This window comes from Microvirga aerilata (assembly GCF_016743775.1).
Lineage (GTDB): Bacteria > Pseudomonadota > Alphaproteobacteria > Rhizobiales > Beijerinckiaceae > Microvirga > Microvirga aerilata.
The window spans coordinates 40256-55443 of record NZ_JAEQMY010000034.1 but is presented as its reverse complement, the minus strand read 5'-3'; the positions used below and the strand labels follow the sequence as shown (position 1 = coordinate 55443).

The 15188-nt window shown below is 64.9% G+C and carries 14 protein-coding genes; 5 read left to right on the top strand and 9 right to left on the bottom strand.

The features are described 5' to 3' along the window. From JKG68_RS19485 to JKG68_RS19475, 3 genes are all read right to left on the bottom strand, one after another. Positions 1 to 803 (bottom strand): glycosyltransferase family protein (locus JKG68_RS19485; protein WP_202062873.1); only part of this gene is annotated, 803 nt, incomplete at its 3' end. Then, on the bottom strand, positions 800 to 2071 hold the full coding sequence (locus tag JKG68_RS19480; RefSeq protein ID WP_202062871.1) for a glycosyltransferase: 1272 nt from the start codon (positions 2069 to 2071) through the stop codon (positions 800 to 802). The genes JKG68_RS19480 and JKG68_RS19485, both read right to left, overlap by 4 nt. A gap of 8 nt (positions 2072 to 2079) precedes the next feature. Further along, entirely contained in the window at positions 2080 to 3348 is a 1269-nt protein-coding gene (locus JKG68_RS19475) for a glycosyltransferase family protein (protein WP_202062869.1), read from the bottom strand. Positions 3349 to 3494: 146 nt separating this feature from the next. Between JKG68_RS19475 and JKG68_RS19470 the strand changes: the two genes are divergently transcribed. The 3 genes from JKG68_RS19470 to JKG68_RS19460 all read left to right on the top strand — a co-directional run bounded on the left by JKG68_RS19470 (position 3495) and on the right by JKG68_RS19460 (position 7893). Further along, entirely contained in the window at positions 3495 to 6212 is a 2718-nt protein-coding gene (locus tag JKG68_RS19470; RefSeq protein WP_202062867.1) for an ABC transporter ATP-binding protein/permease, read from the top strand. After that, on the top strand, positions 6209 to 6655 hold the full coding sequence (locus JKG68_RS19465; RefSeq protein ID WP_202062865.1) for a Crp/Fnr family transcriptional regulator: 447 nt from the start codon (positions 6209 to 6211) through the stop codon (positions 6653 to 6655). The genes JKG68_RS19470 and JKG68_RS19465 overlap by 4 nt, the downstream gene beginning before the upstream one ends. A 170-nt stretch (positions 6656 to 6825) precedes the next feature. Further along, complete coding sequence (locus JKG68_RS19460; protein ID WP_202062863.1) at positions 6826 to 7893, top strand: transglycosylase SLT domain-containing protein; 1068 nt, start codon at positions 6826 to 6828, stop codon at positions 7891 to 7893. A gap of 127 nt (positions 7894 to 8020) precedes the next feature. On the opposite strand, the gene JKG68_RS19455 is transcribed toward JKG68_RS19460, so the two are convergent. From JKG68_RS19455 to JKG68_RS19445, 3 genes are all read right to left on the bottom strand, one after another. Beyond that, positions 8021 to 8686 (bottom strand): DUF924 family protein, encoded by a 666-nt coding sequence (locus JKG68_RS19455; RefSeq protein WP_202062861.1) that lies wholly within the window; start codon positions 8684 to 8686, stop codon positions 8021 to 8023. Between the two features lie 146 nt (positions 8687 to 8832). Further along, positions 8833 to 9069 carry an Lrp/AsnC ligand binding domain-containing protein gene (locus JKG68_RS19450; protein ID WP_114947155.1) on the bottom strand — a complete coding sequence of 79 codons (237 nt, stop codon included), beginning with the start codon at positions 9067 to 9069 and terminating at the stop codon, positions 8833 to 8835. 70 nt (positions 9070 to 9139) lie between these two features. Next, positions 9140 to 10444: a UDP-glucose dehydrogenase family protein gene (locus tag JKG68_RS19445; protein ID WP_202062860.1), complete on the bottom strand. Its 1305-nt coding sequence runs from the start codon at positions 10442 to 10444 to the stop codon at positions 9140 to 9142. 168 nt (positions 10445 to 10612) lie between these two features. Here JKG68_RS19445 and JKG68_RS19440 point away from each other — a divergent pair, with 168 nt between their 5' ends. After that, positions 10613 to 11620: an asparaginase gene (locus tag JKG68_RS19440; protein ID WP_202062858.1), complete on the top strand. Its 1008-nt coding sequence runs from the start codon at positions 10613 to 10615 to the stop codon at positions 11618 to 11620. 36 nt (positions 11621 to 11656) lie between these two features. On the opposite strand, the gene meaB is transcribed toward JKG68_RS19440, so the two are convergent. From meaB to JKG68_RS19425, 3 genes are all read right to left on the bottom strand, one after another. After that, positions 11657 to 12643, bottom strand: a complete 987-nt coding sequence (gene meaB / locus JKG68_RS19435; protein WP_202062856.1) for a methylmalonyl Co-A mutase-associated GTPase MeaB — start codon at positions 12641 to 12643, stop codon at positions 11657 to 11659. Positions 12644 to 12725: 82 nt separating this feature from the next. Further along, entirely contained in the window at positions 12726 to 13157 is a 432-nt protein-coding gene (locus JKG68_RS19430) for an anthrone oxygenase family protein (protein WP_202062854.1), read from the bottom strand. Between the two features lie 123 nt (positions 13158 to 13280). Further along, the gene (locus JKG68_RS19425) at positions 13281 to 14009 is read right to left on the bottom strand and encodes a DUF3750 domain-containing protein (protein ID WP_312890877.1); all 729 of its coding nucleotides are present in this window, start codon (positions 14007 to 14009) and stop codon (positions 13281 to 13283) included. Between the two features lie 207 nt (positions 14010 to 14216). Here JKG68_RS19425 and JKG68_RS19420 point away from each other — a divergent pair, with 207 nt between their 5' ends. Beyond that, positions 14217 to 15188, top strand: a complete 972-nt coding sequence (locus tag JKG68_RS19420) for an alpha/beta hydrolase (RefSeq protein ID WP_202062877.1) — start codon at positions 14217 to 14219, stop codon at positions 15186 to 15188.

Sequence of the window (15188 nt, the reverse complement as noted above, 5' to 3'; positions counted from 1 at the left end):
TCATAGAGCGCCTTGAGGTCCGCCTTGCTGTCGATCCTTCCATGCAGGCGCACCCGTGGCGCGAGGGGAGCAAACAGGCGCTCCACCTTGTGTCGCGCTTCGCCGTCGCCCACGACGTCGAGGGTCCAGGGGAGGTGCCGAAGGTTGTGGAGAGCAGCGGCGAGGATGCGGTAGGAGGCGAGCTTGTCACCCTCCCGCATCATGGCCACCGTGAGGAGGCAGGGATCCGCCTCATCGTCTGAACGGGCGCTTGATCCGGGCCAATCCTGCACGTCGATAAAGGGCGGAAAGTCGATCAAGGCCTGATGTTGCGGCCTGCCGGCCTCGAGCGCTTCCCGGTCATGGGCCGTCATGACGAGGATCGCACCGGCCCGATCGAGGGCCGCCTCGGCCCCTTCGTGGCCAAGCGCCCACGGCCCTCCAGCACGCTTGGCGGCTCGTGAGCCTTCCGCAACCACATAGGGAATGCCAAGAGCGTCAGCCACCTGAGGGCCGATCCAGTCCGGCGCCTTGTAGTAGACGTGATAGGTAAACCACAGGCAGGGGCGCTGCTCATCCGGCAAACCCTCGTAATGGGCAATGAGCCGAGAGGCTTCCTCCGTCGATTCTTGCCGAAGGCCTTCCTGGCGTTGTCGGTCCCCCGTCTTGTCCAGGGTGCGCAACTCGCTTGCCAGCTGTGGCGCGAAACCTGCCCGCCCAAAGGCCTTCATCAAGAGGCGCGCCATGGTCCGGTCGCCCGAGGGGAGGGGATGGTTCGGGCTCTTCAGCGGGGCATAGAACGCAACGGGCCTCACGACGGTCACACCCGTTCCGGTTGGTTCTCTCGATTGCCGGTCGCGGTCAGGAGACGTGCCTCCAGCATGTCGATCCCGCCTTCCATGGAGAAGTCCCGCCGCAGCCGCTCGAAGGCAGCCTTGCCCAAGGCGTCGCGTCGCTGCGGATCACGGGCGAGAAGGTTGAGGGCGTTAGACAGAGCCTCCCAGTCGCCCGGCGGCACGAGCTCCCCTTCCGCGCCGCTCTGGATGAATTCAGGGATCCCGGCAAAATCCGTCGCCACGATCGCAAGGCTCTGGCTTGCCGCTTCCATGATCACGTTCGGCAGCCCGTCCCGGTCACCGGAGGCCGCCTCCTTGGATGGCAGGACGAAGAGATCGGCCTCCCGCAGGAGGCTGATGATTTCGGGCTGGGCCTTGGAGCCCAGGAAGGCCACCTTGTCGGCGATGCCTGCCTCCTGGGCCTGCTTCTTGAGGCTGTTCAGCAATTCCCCACCGCCCACATGGGCAAAGCGCCAATGGAGATCCCCCGGCAGGGCCGCCAGTGCCTTGATGAGGTCCCCCAACCCCTTCTTCGCCACAGCCCTGCCCACGGACACGATGCGCACCGGGTCCTGCGGATCGGTGCCGTCCCGTGCCGGGCGGTGGCTGGGCGGCGTTGGAAAGCGGGAGAGGTCGAGGCCGTGATAGACCAGGGCAACCTGCTCGGGCGAGGACAGGGATTGCAGATGCGCGGCGCCTTGGGCCGTGCAGGTCACGCCCCAGAGGGCTTCCTGCATCTTCTCGCGCTTCTCCCAATCGGGCGTGGTCCAGATGTCCTTGGCATGGGCCGAGAAGGTCCAGGTGCGGCCGGTCAGAAGGGCCGCGTAGCGAACCACGGAAGCAGGCGTGTGGAGATAGTGCACGTGCAGGTGCCGAACGTCGGTGGGCAGTTCCCGCGCCATGGCGAAGGCTTGGCCCAGGCGTCGCACCCGGTTGGCCGTGAAGTCGCGCTTCAAGTCGCGCCGGAAGGCCCGGATCGTCGGCCAGAACCCTGTCTGCCCCAGGCTCCAGAGGGCGCCGCGCAGAACGCGCAGGGGCTCCTCATAGAGATATTCCGGCAGGTAGCTCACCCGCGCCTTGATCTTCTTGTGCATGGGGTGGACGGCCCGCTCCGTCGGGTGGCGCAGGGACCAGATCTCGAGCGGCAGGCCACGTTCTTCGAGAGCGAGGATCTCTTGGGCGATGAACGTTTCGGAAAGGCGTGGATAGCCTTTGACGACAACGGCGATCCGCCGGGCTGATGTCGAGGGGAGCATCTGAAGTCTTACTCGGCCGCCTGACGATAGGCAGGGGCGGACGAGGCTTCAGGGTCCGTGAGGGCCTTGAGCCGCTCCTTGACCCGGTCGAGCAGGCCCGGGATGGTCACTTCCGACGGGCGCGGCTGCGCCGACAGGCTGCGCAGGGCGTCGGCCATGCGCTCTGGGGTCGGCGGCTCCTCGTAGTCGCTGAGCATGCGCACGAGACCGAGCCGCTCCGCCTCCACGGCGCGGATATACTGCTCGAGGCGCGGCTTGGTGCGCGGAACGATGAGGGTGCGCTTGTCGAAGGACAGGGCCTCGCAGAAGGTGTTGTAGCCTCCCATGGCGACAATGGCGTCCGCCTTCTTCATCAACCATTCGATCTTGTTGTCGAAGGACATCACGTCGAGCTTCGGCTGCTTGGCGATGCGCTCCACGAAGGAGCCGCGCTTGTCCCGGTCGATGAACGGGCCGAACAGGATCAGGGCCGGCTGTTCCAGCCCCGCATCGGCCTCGTAGGCCGAGATCACCCAATCGATCAGGTGGTCGCCGTCGCCGCCGCCGCCGGTGGTCACGAGGATGAACGGCTGCTTGGTGATCTTGGGGTATCTGGTCAGGGAGGGCGTCGGCGGCACATCCCGGCGCAGATAGCCCGTATAGGTGATGCGCTTATCCACATCGGCCGGCAGGTTCAGGGCCTTGAGCGGCTGATAGACGTCTTTCAGGCCATAGACCCAGATCTCGTCGTAATAGCGAATCAGCGCTTCCTTCGCGCCTTTGCGCTCCCATTCGGGCACCAGGAGCGCCGGTTCGTCCATCACGTCGCGGATGCCCAGCACAAGACGGCAGCCTGCCGCCTTCAGGTATTCGAGGGCGGGCACGACCTCGCCGCGAAAGCCGGTCGGCTCCTTGTCGACGATGAACACGTCCGGCTTGAACGCCTTGGCTGCCTGGAGGATGAGCGCCTGCCGCAGGCCCACCGCCTCGTCCAGGTTCACATTGAGGTTGAGGCTGCGGTAGTCCCCATCCGGCAGCTTCGTGACGCCCGGGATGCGGATATAGTCGACGCCGCTGCCGAACTCGAAATTGCCGATGATCGGAGAGCCGGAGATGATGACCACCGAGGTGTCCGGCCGGTCTTCGACGATAGCGTTCGCAAGCGCCCGGGAGCGGCGCAGGTGCCCGAGGCCGAAGGTGTCATGGCTGTAGATCAGAACCCTTGTTCCGCCGGAGCGCTCAGGCTTCGCCGGGAGAGGACCTGCGTCCTGACTCAAGTCCATCACCAGGTCTGCCATGCGGCTGCCTCTTAGGGTCGGGCGGGCGCATCGATTGACGACGCATCGCCCTTCTCTACCTTCTATGGTCCCCACCGGTCAAAAAGGCAGTGCCCAAGATCGGAAAGAAGTTCATCCAGGGGTATAGAAGTGGTAACCGTTGGGCAATGGAAAAGAGCCTCTTCCGGTATATTTGGACACACTCGAAGCGCGACCAGCTGATCGTCTGCGCTGTCGTCCTGGCTTCTCTGCCGTTCTATTTCATGTCCCTGGATCTGCCTCGCCAGATCGTGAACCAGGCCATCCAGGGCGAGGCCTTCCGCGACGGCAATGCCACCGCTCCCTTCCTCAACCTTGATTTCGCGTGGCCGGACTGGCTGGGCGGCGGCTCCTTCGAGATCTTCGAGGGCTTTCAGGTCGGGCGCGTCGGCCTGCTCTTCGGCCTGTCGTCCGTGTTCCTGCTCTTCGTCGTGATCAACGGCGGGTTCAAATACTGGATCAACGTCTCCAAAGGCATTCTGGGCGAGCGGATGCTGAGGCGCATGCGCTTCGACCTGTTTTCCATGGTGCTGCGTTTCACGCCGGAGGCCCTGCGCACCGTCAAATCTTCTGAGACGGCCACGATCATCAAGGATGAGGTCGAACCCATCGGCGGCTTCATCGGGGACGCCTTCATCACGCCTATTTTCCTTGGAATGCAGGCCATCACGGCGCTTGCCTTCATCATGCTGCAGAATATCTGGCTCGGCATGATCGCCCTTGCGGTGATCGCGGTGCAGTTCACCATCATTCCGCGCCTGCGGCGCGAGCTGCTTCGTTTGGGCAAGCAGCGCCAGCTCGCCTCCCGCCAGCTCGCCGGCCGCATCGCCGAGGTCCTTGACGGGATCGAGGTCGTTCACGTCCACAATGCCCATAGCTGGGAGCGGGCGGAGATCGGCCAGCGCCTCTTCACGCTCTTCACCATCCGGCTGAAGATCTACAACCGGAAATTCTTCGTCAAATCCCTCAATAACTTCCTGGCGCAGCTGACCCCGTTCTTCTTCTACGCCATCGGCGGCTATTTCGCCCTGCGCGGCACCCTCGACATCGGTCAGCTGGTGGCCGTCATCGGCGCCTATCGCGAGCTGCCGCCGCCTTTGAAGGAACTGATCGACTGGGATCAGCAGCGGCTCGACGTGCAGGTGAAATACGATCAGGTCACCCAGCATTTCGCCGAGGAGCGCCTGGGGCCGCTGCTCGAAGCTCGCGACGCGGAGGAGGACCAGCCTCTCACCGGATCCCTTGTGGGCGAGGACATTCGCGTCGCAGGTCCCCACGGCGACATGATCATCGAGGGGGGAGGGTTCCAGTTCGAGCTGCCCGCCAGCGTGGCGCTGATTTCCAACGGCGGCGCGGCAGCGAGCATCATGGCCCGCATCCTGGCTCGGCGCATGCAGGAGTTCAGCGGCCAGGTACGCATCAACGAGCGCGACCTGATTCAGCTGCCCGCGTCGGTGGTCGGGCGCCGGATCGCCTATGCGGGCGTGGACCCGATCCTGTTTCCCGGCAGCATTCGGGAGAACCTGATCTACGGTCTCCGGTCCAAGCCGATCAGCCGGTCGGCGGAGGATAAGCGGGAGATGGATCGCCGGATCGCCGAAGCGATACGGACCGGCAATCCGATCGAGAGCATCGCCGACCAGTGGATCGACTACGAGCGGGTCGGTGCAGAAAACGAAGGCGAACTCGACAGGATTCTCCTCGATCTGCTCAACCGCGTCGGCATGGGGGACACGATCTACCTGTTCGGGCTGGCGGGCCGGATCGATCCCGAGCGCCACCCCGCACTCGCCGAGCGCCTCGTCGAGGCCCGACAGCGCCTGCGGGAGACCTTCCAGTCCAACGGCATGTCCGATCTGGTCGAGCCTTTCGATCCGGGCCGCTACAATACCCAGGCCACCATCGCCGAGAACCTGCTATTCGGGGTGCCCGTCTCGGATGAGTTCAGGGGACGCAACCTGGCGGAGAACGCGCAATTCCGCAGCGCCATGGACAGAGCGGGGCTGACCGACGACCTCGTGCGCATGGGCCTGCAGATCGCGGAGACCATGGCGGAGATCTTCGAGGGGCTGCCTCCGGGGCATTCCCTTTTCGAACAGTTTTCCTTCATCGGGGCGGACGAGCTCACGGAATTCGGGGCCATGCTGCGCCGGCAGGCGAGGGGTGACACCAATCTGAAGCGGGAGGACCGGACGCGTCTTCTCTCCCTGCCGCTGGCCTATATCGAGGCCCGGCACCGCCTCGGCCTGCTCGACGATAGGATGATGAGCCGGATCGTGGAGGCGCGAGGGCTCGTGCGGGAGATCCTGGAGAAGACAGATGCGGCGGGGGTGGAGTTCTACGATCCCGACAGGGTTTGCGCGGCTGCCCCGCTGAGGGATAACCTCCTGTTCGGGCGCATCAGCTATCAGGTCGCCAACTCCCGGGTGCGGGTTGCGGAGGCCATCGCCACCATCGTCCGCGAGTTCGACCTCCTGGAGGACGTGGAGCGCATCGGCCTCGATCACCAGGTCGGCACGGCGGGCAGGCTGCTGTCGGCGCAGGAGCGGGCGAGCGTCAATCTCGTGCGCTGCCTCGTGAAGCGTCCGGACATCCTCGTCATCGACGGCGCGCTGGCGCCCTTCGACGAGGCGCGGAGCCAGCAGATGCTCCAGCTGCTCCTCGGGCTCTTCGAGCAACAAAGCCTGTTCATGGTGCTGCCCAATGATCGACAGGCAAACGATTTCGATGTTCAGATGCGCTTCCGCGATGGACAAATCATCACACAAAAGACGGCCGAGCCGGCTCCCCGGGCATCCAGCCCCGAGCCGGAGGCCGCCCAGAGAATAGCAGGAGAGGTGGCATGACCCTTGAAACGGAGGTTCAGTCCTTGCGGCAGGTGCCGATGTTCCGCGACGTGGACCCCGCCCGCCTGAAGCTTCTCGCCTTCACGAGCGAGCGGGTGCAGTTCTCCGACGGTCAGCGGTTCTTCTCGCAGGGAGATCCTTCGGACGCGGCCTATGTGATCCTCGACGGGAGGGCGAGCGTGCTTCTCAACACCCCGGGGGGCGACATTCAGGTGGCGGAGCTGGGGAGCAACGCCCTCGTCGGCGAGATGGGCATTCTGTCCGATACGCCCCGTTCGGCGACGATCATGGCATCGGAACCCACGACGGCCCTGCGAATCGACAAGCGGGTGTTTCTGGAGCTTTTGGCCCAATTTCCGCAGATGTCGCTGGCGATCATGCGCGAGCTGGCGAAGCGCCTCGAGCGGACGAATGCACAACTTGTCGCACAATCATCCTCCTAAATATCCAGAAAATTATTCCCCTTCCTGGGGAAAAACCTCGTTTTGGGTAAACAAAATCTGACTCTTACGGTCAAGCTGACCGATTCTCGTCACATCTACCGGTCAACCCTTGTCCCACAATGAAACAAGGGAAGGCTCGATCGTCCGGTCGGGCCAAGCGGGAACAAGTGATGATGAGTAACGCGAGAACGCTGCTATGCGCGGTGCCGCAACCTGTTGCGGATCTGCGCAAGCCTGGCCGGAGCCGCCGTTCACTTCGCCTTGCCTTTGCCTTCGGTTGCATGATGGGTGTTCAGGCCGTAACGGCCGGCCCTGCCGCCGTCGCCACCCTGCCGAGCGCTCTTCTGGAGAAGCGCTCAGCCCTGCCGGAGCAGCCGGTTGTCACCGCCTCCGTGGCCTTCACGCCGAAGCTCACCAAGGATCCGGGCCTGTTCAAGGCCATCCTGGACGGCGCATTCTCCCTGGGCAAATCGAGGCCTGCCAAGCCAGCCCCGCAGACGGCGGAGGACGTGACCGGAGATCCGGACGAGCTGATTCCGTTCAACGGGCGCAACATTCCGCGCTGGCTGGTTCACTCTATCCTGAAGGCCGCGCACGCGACCGGCGTCGATCCGGTCTACATGATGACCTTGGCCGACGTGGAATCCAGCCTCTCGCCCGAGGCGAAGGCGCGGACCTCTTCCGCGCAAGGGTTGTTTCAGTTCATCGACAGCACCTGGCTGGAAACTGTCCGCGTGCATGCCGCCGACTACGGCTTCGCCGCAGCGGCGGAAGCCATTCGATCCGTCGATGGCGAACTGGTGGTCAGCGGCAAGGACCGCGAATGGATCATGAGCCTGCGCACGGATCCCTACTTCTCGGCCCTGATGGCAGGCGAGCTGATCAAGGACGTGGAGCGCGCCCTGCAGGCGAAAGGGGAGCGGGAACTGGCCGAGGCCGAGCTCTACCTCGCCCATTTCCTCGGTGCCTCCAGCGCCGTCCGCTTCCTCGAAGTCCTGGACCAGGACCCGAACATGAAGGCCTCCAAGCTTTTCCCGAAGGCGGCCAGGGCCAACACGGGCCTGTTCATGGAGGGCAAAGGCCGCAAGCGCCGCCCGGTCAGCGTCGCCGAGCTCTACAACAAGATCGATTCGAAGATCGTTCGCCGCCTCGACCGCTACGAGGGCATCGGCCCCTATCTCGCCGAGATCACGCGCCCGATCGAGCGCACGGCTGAAGCAGGCCCGGTCGTTCGATAAAACTTTCCGACCCCAATCGAAAGCCGCCGGCGCAAGGAGCCGGCTGCTTTTTTGTTCGCGCCGCATGCTCTGTGGCCGCATGACGTTTTCCCGCCCTGCTCAACAACAAGCAGACGGGCTTGGAGCCTCACCCGATCGCGCTGATCGCCGACGACGATGCAACAAGCGGCGAGCGCAGGTGGACGAAGTCACCCTTCGCCAGATAGACCAATTCCTCCGGTGAGGAGGTCCGTCCAAGGACCGGGTTCCGGTGCGGGAACCTGCCGAAGCGGGAGATCACCTCGAAGTTCGCCCGAGCCTGGCTGAGAGAGAACTGCCAGACGGGCTTGAGATGCTCGGGAGCTTCATCCACAGCTTGCTCCGAGATGGCCACGATGCGCCTCGTGCGTTGCAAATGGTCTGGACCCTCCGCATGAGCGTAGGGGAGGAAATAGAAGAACCTCTCATAGGGATCTGTCAGGGCCTCGAAATGCCCGTTCCCGAAGCCGTCCTCGACGATCCTCAAGGCCTGTGGATCGGCGGAATAGGCCTCGGGGGTTCCTGCAAACAGGCCCCGTGGAAACTGGTCCAGAACGATGATCAGAGAGAGCCGCCCGCGTGGCGTCGCTAACCAGCTGTCGAGACGCCCTGCCTTGGCCGCCCGGACTACGGGTTCGAACTTGAGCAGTTCCGCATTGGCCCCACCGCGCATCCACCAGGTCAGCATCCGCCAATGGTCGCCGATATCGGCATCCGAGAGATCCACAGGAAACCAAAAGTCGTAGATTCGCTGCCAATCCATGTGAGATGACATCGGCTCCTCCTTCCAAGGAGCTTCGAGATTATCTCTGCCAGATCCAGCGCGATGTGATCTGCATCACATGGGCAGGCCGATGCTTCTTCCAAAGATAAGAGCATCGTTAGGCGCGGAAAACCGGGTCCACTGTTCCGTACGATGCTCTAGAACGCCTTGAACGTGATGATCGTGTGCGTATCGGCGATCTCGGGGATGATCTGCACGTTTTCGGCGATGAAGTGGCCGATATCGACCCCGTCATCCACATGGAACTTGGCCAGGATGTCGTAGTTGCCCGCCGTCGAGTAGATCTCGGACGCGATCTCCCGGTCGGCGAGGGCGTTTGCGACCGCATAGGTCTTGCCGAGCTTGCATTTGATCTCGACGAAGAAGGTCTGCATGGGGCACTCCAGTAAGCCGTTTCAAAGTGCCGAGGGAGATCGGCCTAATCCCTGATCTCCCTCGGGAGGTTCAGGTGCGACCGACGCTCACATAGGTGTAGCCATGGCGGCGCATCTCGTCGGGCCGGTAGACGTTGCGCAGGTCCACTACCACCGGCGAGGCCATGGCGGCCTTCAGGCGCACGAGGTCGAGGGCGCGGAACGTATCCCATTCGGTGACCAGCACCAGGGCGTCCGCATCGCGGGCGCAGTCATAGGCGTCCCTGGCATAATGGACATCCGTGATGATGGCCATGGCGGCGTCCATGCCCTCCGGATCGTAGGCCCTCACCCGGGCGCCGGCGTCCTGCAGGGCGGTGATCACGTCGATGGACGGCGCATCGCGCATGTCGTCGGTGTTGGGCTTGAAGGTCAGGCCGAGCACCGCGATGGTCTTGCCGCGCACGGAGCCGCCGCAGGCTGCGATCACCTTGCGGCCCATGGCGCGCTTGCGCTGGCTGTTCACTGCCGCCACCGTTTCCACGATGCGGATCGGCGCCTCGTAATCCTGGGCGGTCTTGATCAGCGCCAGCGTATCCTTGGGAAAGCACGAGCCGCCATAGCCGGGGCCCGCATGCAGGAACTTCGAGCCGATGCGGTTGTCGAGCCCGATGCCGCGAGCCACGTCCTGCACGTTGGCGCCCACCTGCTCGCACAGGTCGGCGATCTCGTTGATGAAGGTGATCTTGGTGGCGAGAAAGGCGTTCGCCGCATACTTGGTCAGCTCCGCCGTGCGCCGGGACATGGCCAGCAGCGGCGACTGGTTGAGATAGAGCGGGCGGTAGAGGTCGTTCATGACGCTCAGGCCGCGCTGATCCTCGGTGCCGATCACGATCCGGTCCGGGCGCTTGAAGTCGGCGATGGCGGCGCCCTCGCGCAGGAATTCGGGGTTCGACACCACGGCGAAATCCGCATCGGGGCGGGTCTCGCGGATGATCCGCTCCACCTCGTCGCCGGTGCCCACCGGCACCGTCGATTTGGTGACGACCACCGTGTAGCCGTCCATGGCGGCGGCAATGTCGCGGGCGGCCTGATAGACATAGGACAGGTCCGCATGCCCGTCGCCGCGCCGGGATGGGGTGCCCACCGCGATGAACACCGCCTCGGCGCTCTTGACCGCTTCCGGCAGGTGGGTGGTGAAGGTCAGGCGGCCCTCGCGCACGTTCTTTGCAACGAGTTCGGCCAGGCCGGGCTCGAAGATCGGGATTTCCCCTCGGTTGAGAGCTTCGATCTTGGCCGGATCCTTGTCGACGCAGCAGACGTCGTGGCCGAAATCGGCAAAGCAGGCGCCGGAGACCAGGCCCACATAGCCCGCTCCGATCATCGCGACACGCATCAGGAGCTCCCTGTTTGTTCGAACCTTGGGTTTAGGGTGCCTGCGGCCCCACTGCAACCCGGCTTAGAGGGATATAAGGGTTACGTTTTGGCCGTTTTGCAACAACGTCCCCTTTGACTTCTTGGGCCAGTGCCTCCACAACACCGCCGCTTTTCTAACGGGGCATTGATGGACAATCCATTTCTTGTCGAAGTCACACGCGGAAACCTGGTCGAGTCGCGCCATCGGGGCAGCGTCTCGGTGGTGGACGCCGAGGGCGCCACGGTCCTGTCGATCGGGGATGTGGACCGGCGCGTTTTTCCGCGCTCGGCCGTCAAGGCGCTCCAGGCCATGCCCCTGGTCGAGAGCGGGATTGCCGACAAGTACGGCCTCTCCGACGAGGAGATCGCCCTGGCCTGCGCGTCGCACTCGGGAGAGCCGGAGCATGTGGCTGCTGCGCAATCCATGCTCGTCAAGGCCGGGCAGGACGCCGGCTGCCTCGAATGCGGGGTGCACTGGCCCATGGGCGAGGCCGCCAACCGGGCCCTGGCGGCCAAGGGCGGCAGTCCCACCGCCTTGCACAACAACTGCTCGGGCAAGCATGCAGGTTTCATCTGCTTGGCCTGCGGGCTGAACGAGAGCCCGAAGGGCTACGTGTCGGCGGATCATCCTGTCCAGAGAAGCGTGCGCGAAGCCCTGGAGGATATCACGGGCGCCTGTCACACGGTGGAGAAGAGCGGCATCGACGGCTGCTCGATCCCAACCTATGCGATCCCGCTCCCCTCCCTCGCCTTCGGCTTCGCCCGCTTCGGCACCGGCATTGGCCTGCCGGGTGAGGGCAGGGCCGCCGCCGCGCGGATCCGCAAGGCCGTTGCGCGCCATCCCTTCATGGTTGCCGGCACGGGCCGGTTCGACACGAAGCTCATGGAATGCCTTGGGGAGCGCGCCTTCGTGAAGGTGGGAGCCGAGGGCGTTTATTGCGGGGCTTTCCCGGAACTCGGCTACGGCATCGCCCTGAAGGCCGAGGACGGCAATGCGCGCGCAGCCGAGGCCATGATGGCGGCGCTTGCCCTGCGCTTCCTCACCTTGAGCGAAGACGAGCGCAAAACCGTCGGGGCGCTGGCGCAGCCCGTTCTCAAGAACTGGAATGGGATCGAGTTGGGGCAGATCCGGGTCAGCCCTGAGCTGCAGGCGTAAGCTTCAAGCCGACGCATGCGGCCACGTAAGAGGCGCCTAGATCCCGAGCAGCCGCACGATCTCGCTTGCTCCCGCATTGGGCGACAGGGTGCCGTCCGCGATGGCCCTCTCGATGGCAGGGATGCGCTGGCGCAGGGCGGGATCGTGGTGGAGCCGCTCATGCAGGCGCTCGTGAACCAAAGCCCACATCCATTTGGAGTCCTGCGCCCGCCGCTTCATGGCCAGTTCGCCGGTGGCTTCCAGGCGCTTGCGGTGGTCCAGGACCTTGCCCCACAGCTCGTCGAGCCCTTGGCCGGTCAAACCTGAGATCGTCACCACAGGCGGAGTCCAGGTAGCGGAAGCCGGGGTCAGGATATGAAGGGCCGCCTTGTACTCGGCAGCCGCGGCCTTCGCCTTTGATCCCGCATCGTCCGCCTTGTTCACGGCGATCATATCGGCAAGTTCCAGGATGCCCTTCTTGATCCCCTGCAACTCGTCGCCTGCGCCCGGCAGCATCAGGACGAGAAAGAAGTCGGTGAGGTCCGCCACCGCCGTCTCCGATTGGCCGACGCCGACCGTCTCCACCAGGATCACGTCGAAGCCTGCGGCCTCGCAGAGCAGCATGGTTTCCCGCGTCTTGGCCGCAACTCCGCCCAGCGTGCCCGAGGAGGGAGAGGGGCGGATAAAGGCGTTCTGGTCCGCCGCCAGCTTCGCCATGCGGGTCTTGTCGCCCAGGATCGCGCCGCCGGTGCGGGTAGAGCTGGGGTCGACCGCGAGCACCGCCACCCTGTGGCCCTTCTCCGTCAGAAGGGAGCCCAGCGTGTCGATGGCGGTGGACTTGCCCACCCCCGGAACGCCGGTGATGCCGATGCGCACGGCATGGCCGGTGCGGGGCATCAGCTCCTGCAGCAGCGACCGCGCCGCCTCCCGGTGGTCGGGACGGCGCGATTCCATCAGGGTGATGGCGCGCGCCAGCGCAGCGCGGTCGCCCCGCGCGACGGCTTCGGCCGAAATGTCGATCTTTTTCTGCGGGCCTCCGGTCATCAGAGAGCTTTATCGCATCGTGCAAAAATGTGGACCCGGTTTTTGGACCCTGTCACCAGGTTGAAGGCGTTCGGGCGTCTGTTCAGGACAGGGATGCCCAGAGGAATGCGAGAGAGGCCGCAAAGCCAAGCGCGGTGCGAGCTGCGTGAAGCAGGCCCCACCGCTCGATCATGGCTCGGCTCTCGGGGCCTGCCGATGCAGGATCGATCGCCATGAGCCTGTTGTTCGTGGGCATGATAGCGAAGAAGGTCACCGGCCAGTTTGCGACCATGAGCAATGCCCCGAGAACCCAGCCCGCGTGATCGGACTGCCACCACGCCGCAAGGCCGAGCAGGAATCCCACAATCGCCAGAGGGGCCTGCATGGCCAGGCCGTGCTTGTAGGCCGGTTTCCACTCGGTCAGCAGGGATCGGTCGTCCAACTCCAGGCGCGCAGGCTGCTCGGCAACATTGATGTAGAGGGCTGCGCCGGAGAACACGGCGGCGACAAGCAGTGCAAGCTGACCTGTGAGCATGTCGGCTCCCCTCCGGGGCTGCGCCTCATGAGCCTCGGTTGGTCGAGCATAGGTCTCGTGCGCGGCAGGGACAATCGCCCGCAAGAGCCCGATGCGCTCACTGAGGGTGTCGGGGCGGCGCCTTCACCAGGTGATCGGGTCCATGCCGATTCGTCCCCAAGCAGGGATCTTGATGGCCGGGCGGCGCACGTCGATGCCCGCGACGAGGCCCATGAAATCGATTTCGAGCCCTTCGACCCAACCCAGCGCGATGCCCGCATAACCGCCCAGAGAGAGCTGGATCCCCGTCCGGCTCGGGGTCAGGCCGACGATGTCCCGCCAGGGCTGCCAATCCTTGCCGAGCGCCGTCGGCGGAAGGGCCGCGCCGAGTTCCGGCACGGAGCGCATCACATGGGCCACGAAAGTATTGGAGTTGGGACCCGGCCAGGCGTTGTAGGCGCCGAAGGTGGAGTAAGGGTAGCTCGCCACCGCCTGTCGGACCTGCGGGATCAGCCGTTCGGCCTGCGCTCCTTCGATGACCACGACAGGATGCGGCGCATTGCCGAACCAGCGCCCGTCCGGCACCCAGCCGTTGGTACGGACCGGGCTCCCCCAGCCGACCTTGTCATAGCGGGTGTATTGGCGGCCCCCGGCTTCCTTCACCACCACCCAGGTGTGATGGGCGAAGATCCCGCGCCAGCGGCCGACGCGTGCCGCATAGACCGCCACCATGGCCTGAGGGGCTTCCGACGCGGCGGGCAGGAGCTTCGCGCTCGACCAGTCGGCGGCGCGCCAGCTCGGCGCGACATCCTCGCGCAGGGCCCACCAGAGTGCATGAGCCCCCAGGGGGATAAGGAAAAGGCCAACGATCACAAGGAGAGTGCGGGAGAGGACAAGGAGCATCCTGGCAAGGTACGTACGCCGCCGGACGGCTTCAAGGTGAGGCGCAGCCGTCCTCGTTCACCATTGGGTTACCCTATTTCCGCAACGAGCGCGGCTTTGGCGGGCCTCTGCCTTGCGCATGCCACGATCCAGGACAAAACAGCATTGCCCGATCCTTTCCTCGCAGCTCACGGCCTCATGCCTTCTCCCATTCCCCGCCTTGCCCTCGCCTGCCTTGCAGGCCTTGCCCTTTCAGGATGCCTTGGGGACGACTCCGTCCTCACGAGCCCAACGTCGCCGCAGGCGGGCCTGTCGCGGGATCCGAAGCTGCTGGTGGCCACCACCCGGCTTCCGGTGGGCGATCCGCCAGCCAAACCCTGGTTCAGCAGCGAGCGCTCCGCCGACCTGATCTTCGCCGAAGCGCGCCTGACCCCGCCGTCGAGTTCTCTCATGGGACGCGGCAGCTGGAGCATCGCAAAGGTCGATGCGGTGGACAAAAGCAATGCGGCGCAGGCTTTTGCCCAAGCCGCCTTCGGGCACAACCTCCTGCTCTATATCCACGGCTACAAGGAGAGCTTCGAGACGGCCGCGACCTCCACCATCGATCTGTCCGAGGGCATCAAGTTCGCCGGCGTCACGGGCCTGTTCACCTGGCCGTCGGCGGCTTCCACCTTCAGCTACGTGGCCGACCGCGAGAGCGCCATGTGGTCTCGCGATGCGCTGGAGGATCTTCTCGCCGCCATCGCCAAGACCCCGAGCGGCGGGCGCATCCATATCGTGGCGCACAGCATGGGCACGCTGCTGACGCTCGAGACCTTGCGCATGCTGCGGGCCTCGGGCGGCGAGAACGCCATGGAGCGCATCGGCGCGGTGGTGATGGCAGCCCCCGACATCGACATCGACCTTTTCGCCCGCGGGCTGGAGAAGCTGGGGCCGGATGCGAAGAAGATCACCGTGATCAGCTCCACCAACGACCGGGCGCTCGCGGTGTCGAGCCGTCTGGCCGGCGGCATCGTGCGGGCGGGAGCGGCGGATCGCGACCGGCTCGAGGCCTTGGGCGTGCGGGTGGCCGACGCCTCCGAGTTCGGCGGCGGCATCATCAATCACGACCTGTTCCTGTCGAACCCGGAAGTGCAGCAGGTGGTGAAGCGGGCGATCGAGCGGTCCTGA

Excerpts from the sequence above, each read along its gene's own strand:
- JKG68_RS19475 (WP_202062869.1), bottom strand. The coding sequence starts at position 3,348 with ATGGCAGACCTGGTGATGGACTTGAGTCAGGACGCAGGTCCTCTCCCG.
- JKG68_RS19420 (WP_202062877.1), top strand. The coding sequence starts at position 14,217 with ATGCCTTCTCCCATTCCCCGCCTTGCCCTCGCCTGCCTTGCAGGCCTT.
- JKG68_RS19470 (WP_202062867.1), top strand. The coding sequence starts at position 3,495 with ATGGAAAAGAGCCTCTTCCGGTATATTTGGACACACTCGAAGCGCGAC.
- JKG68_RS19430 (WP_202062854.1), bottom strand. The coding sequence starts at position 13,157 with ATGCTCACAGGTCAGCTTGCACTGCTTGTCGCCGCCGTGTTCTCCGGC.
- JKG68_RS19465 (WP_202062865.1), top strand. The coding sequence starts at position 6,209 with ATGACCCTTGAAACGGAGGTTCAGTCCTTGCGGCAGGTGCCGATGTTC.
- JKG68_RS19445 (WP_202062860.1), bottom strand. The coding sequence starts at position 10,444 with ATGCGTGTCGCGATGATCGGAGCGGGCTATGTGGGCCTGGTCTCCGGC.
- JKG68_RS19480 (WP_202062871.1), bottom strand. The coding sequence starts at position 2,071 with ATGCTCCCCTCGACATCAGCCCGGCGGATCGCCGTTGTCGTCAAAGGC.
- meaB (WP_202062856.1), bottom strand. The coding sequence starts at position 12,643 with ATGACCGGAGGCCCGCAGAAAAAGATCGACATTTCGGCCGAAGCCGTC.
- JKG68_RS19440 (WP_202062858.1), top strand. The coding sequence starts at position 10,613 with ATGGACAATCCATTTCTTGTCGAAGTCACACGCGGAAACCTGGTCGAG.
- JKG68_RS19450 (WP_114947155.1), bottom strand. The coding sequence starts at position 9,069 with ATGCAGACCTTCTTCGTCGAGATCAAATGCAAGCTCGGCAAGACCTAT.
- JKG68_RS19455 (WP_202062861.1), bottom strand. The coding sequence starts at position 8,686 with ATGTCATCTCACATGGATTGGCAGCGAATCTACGACTTTTGGTTTCCT.
- JKG68_RS19460 (WP_202062863.1), top strand. The coding sequence starts at position 6,826 with ATGATGAGTAACGCGAGAACGCTGCTATGCGCGGTGCCGCAACCTGTT.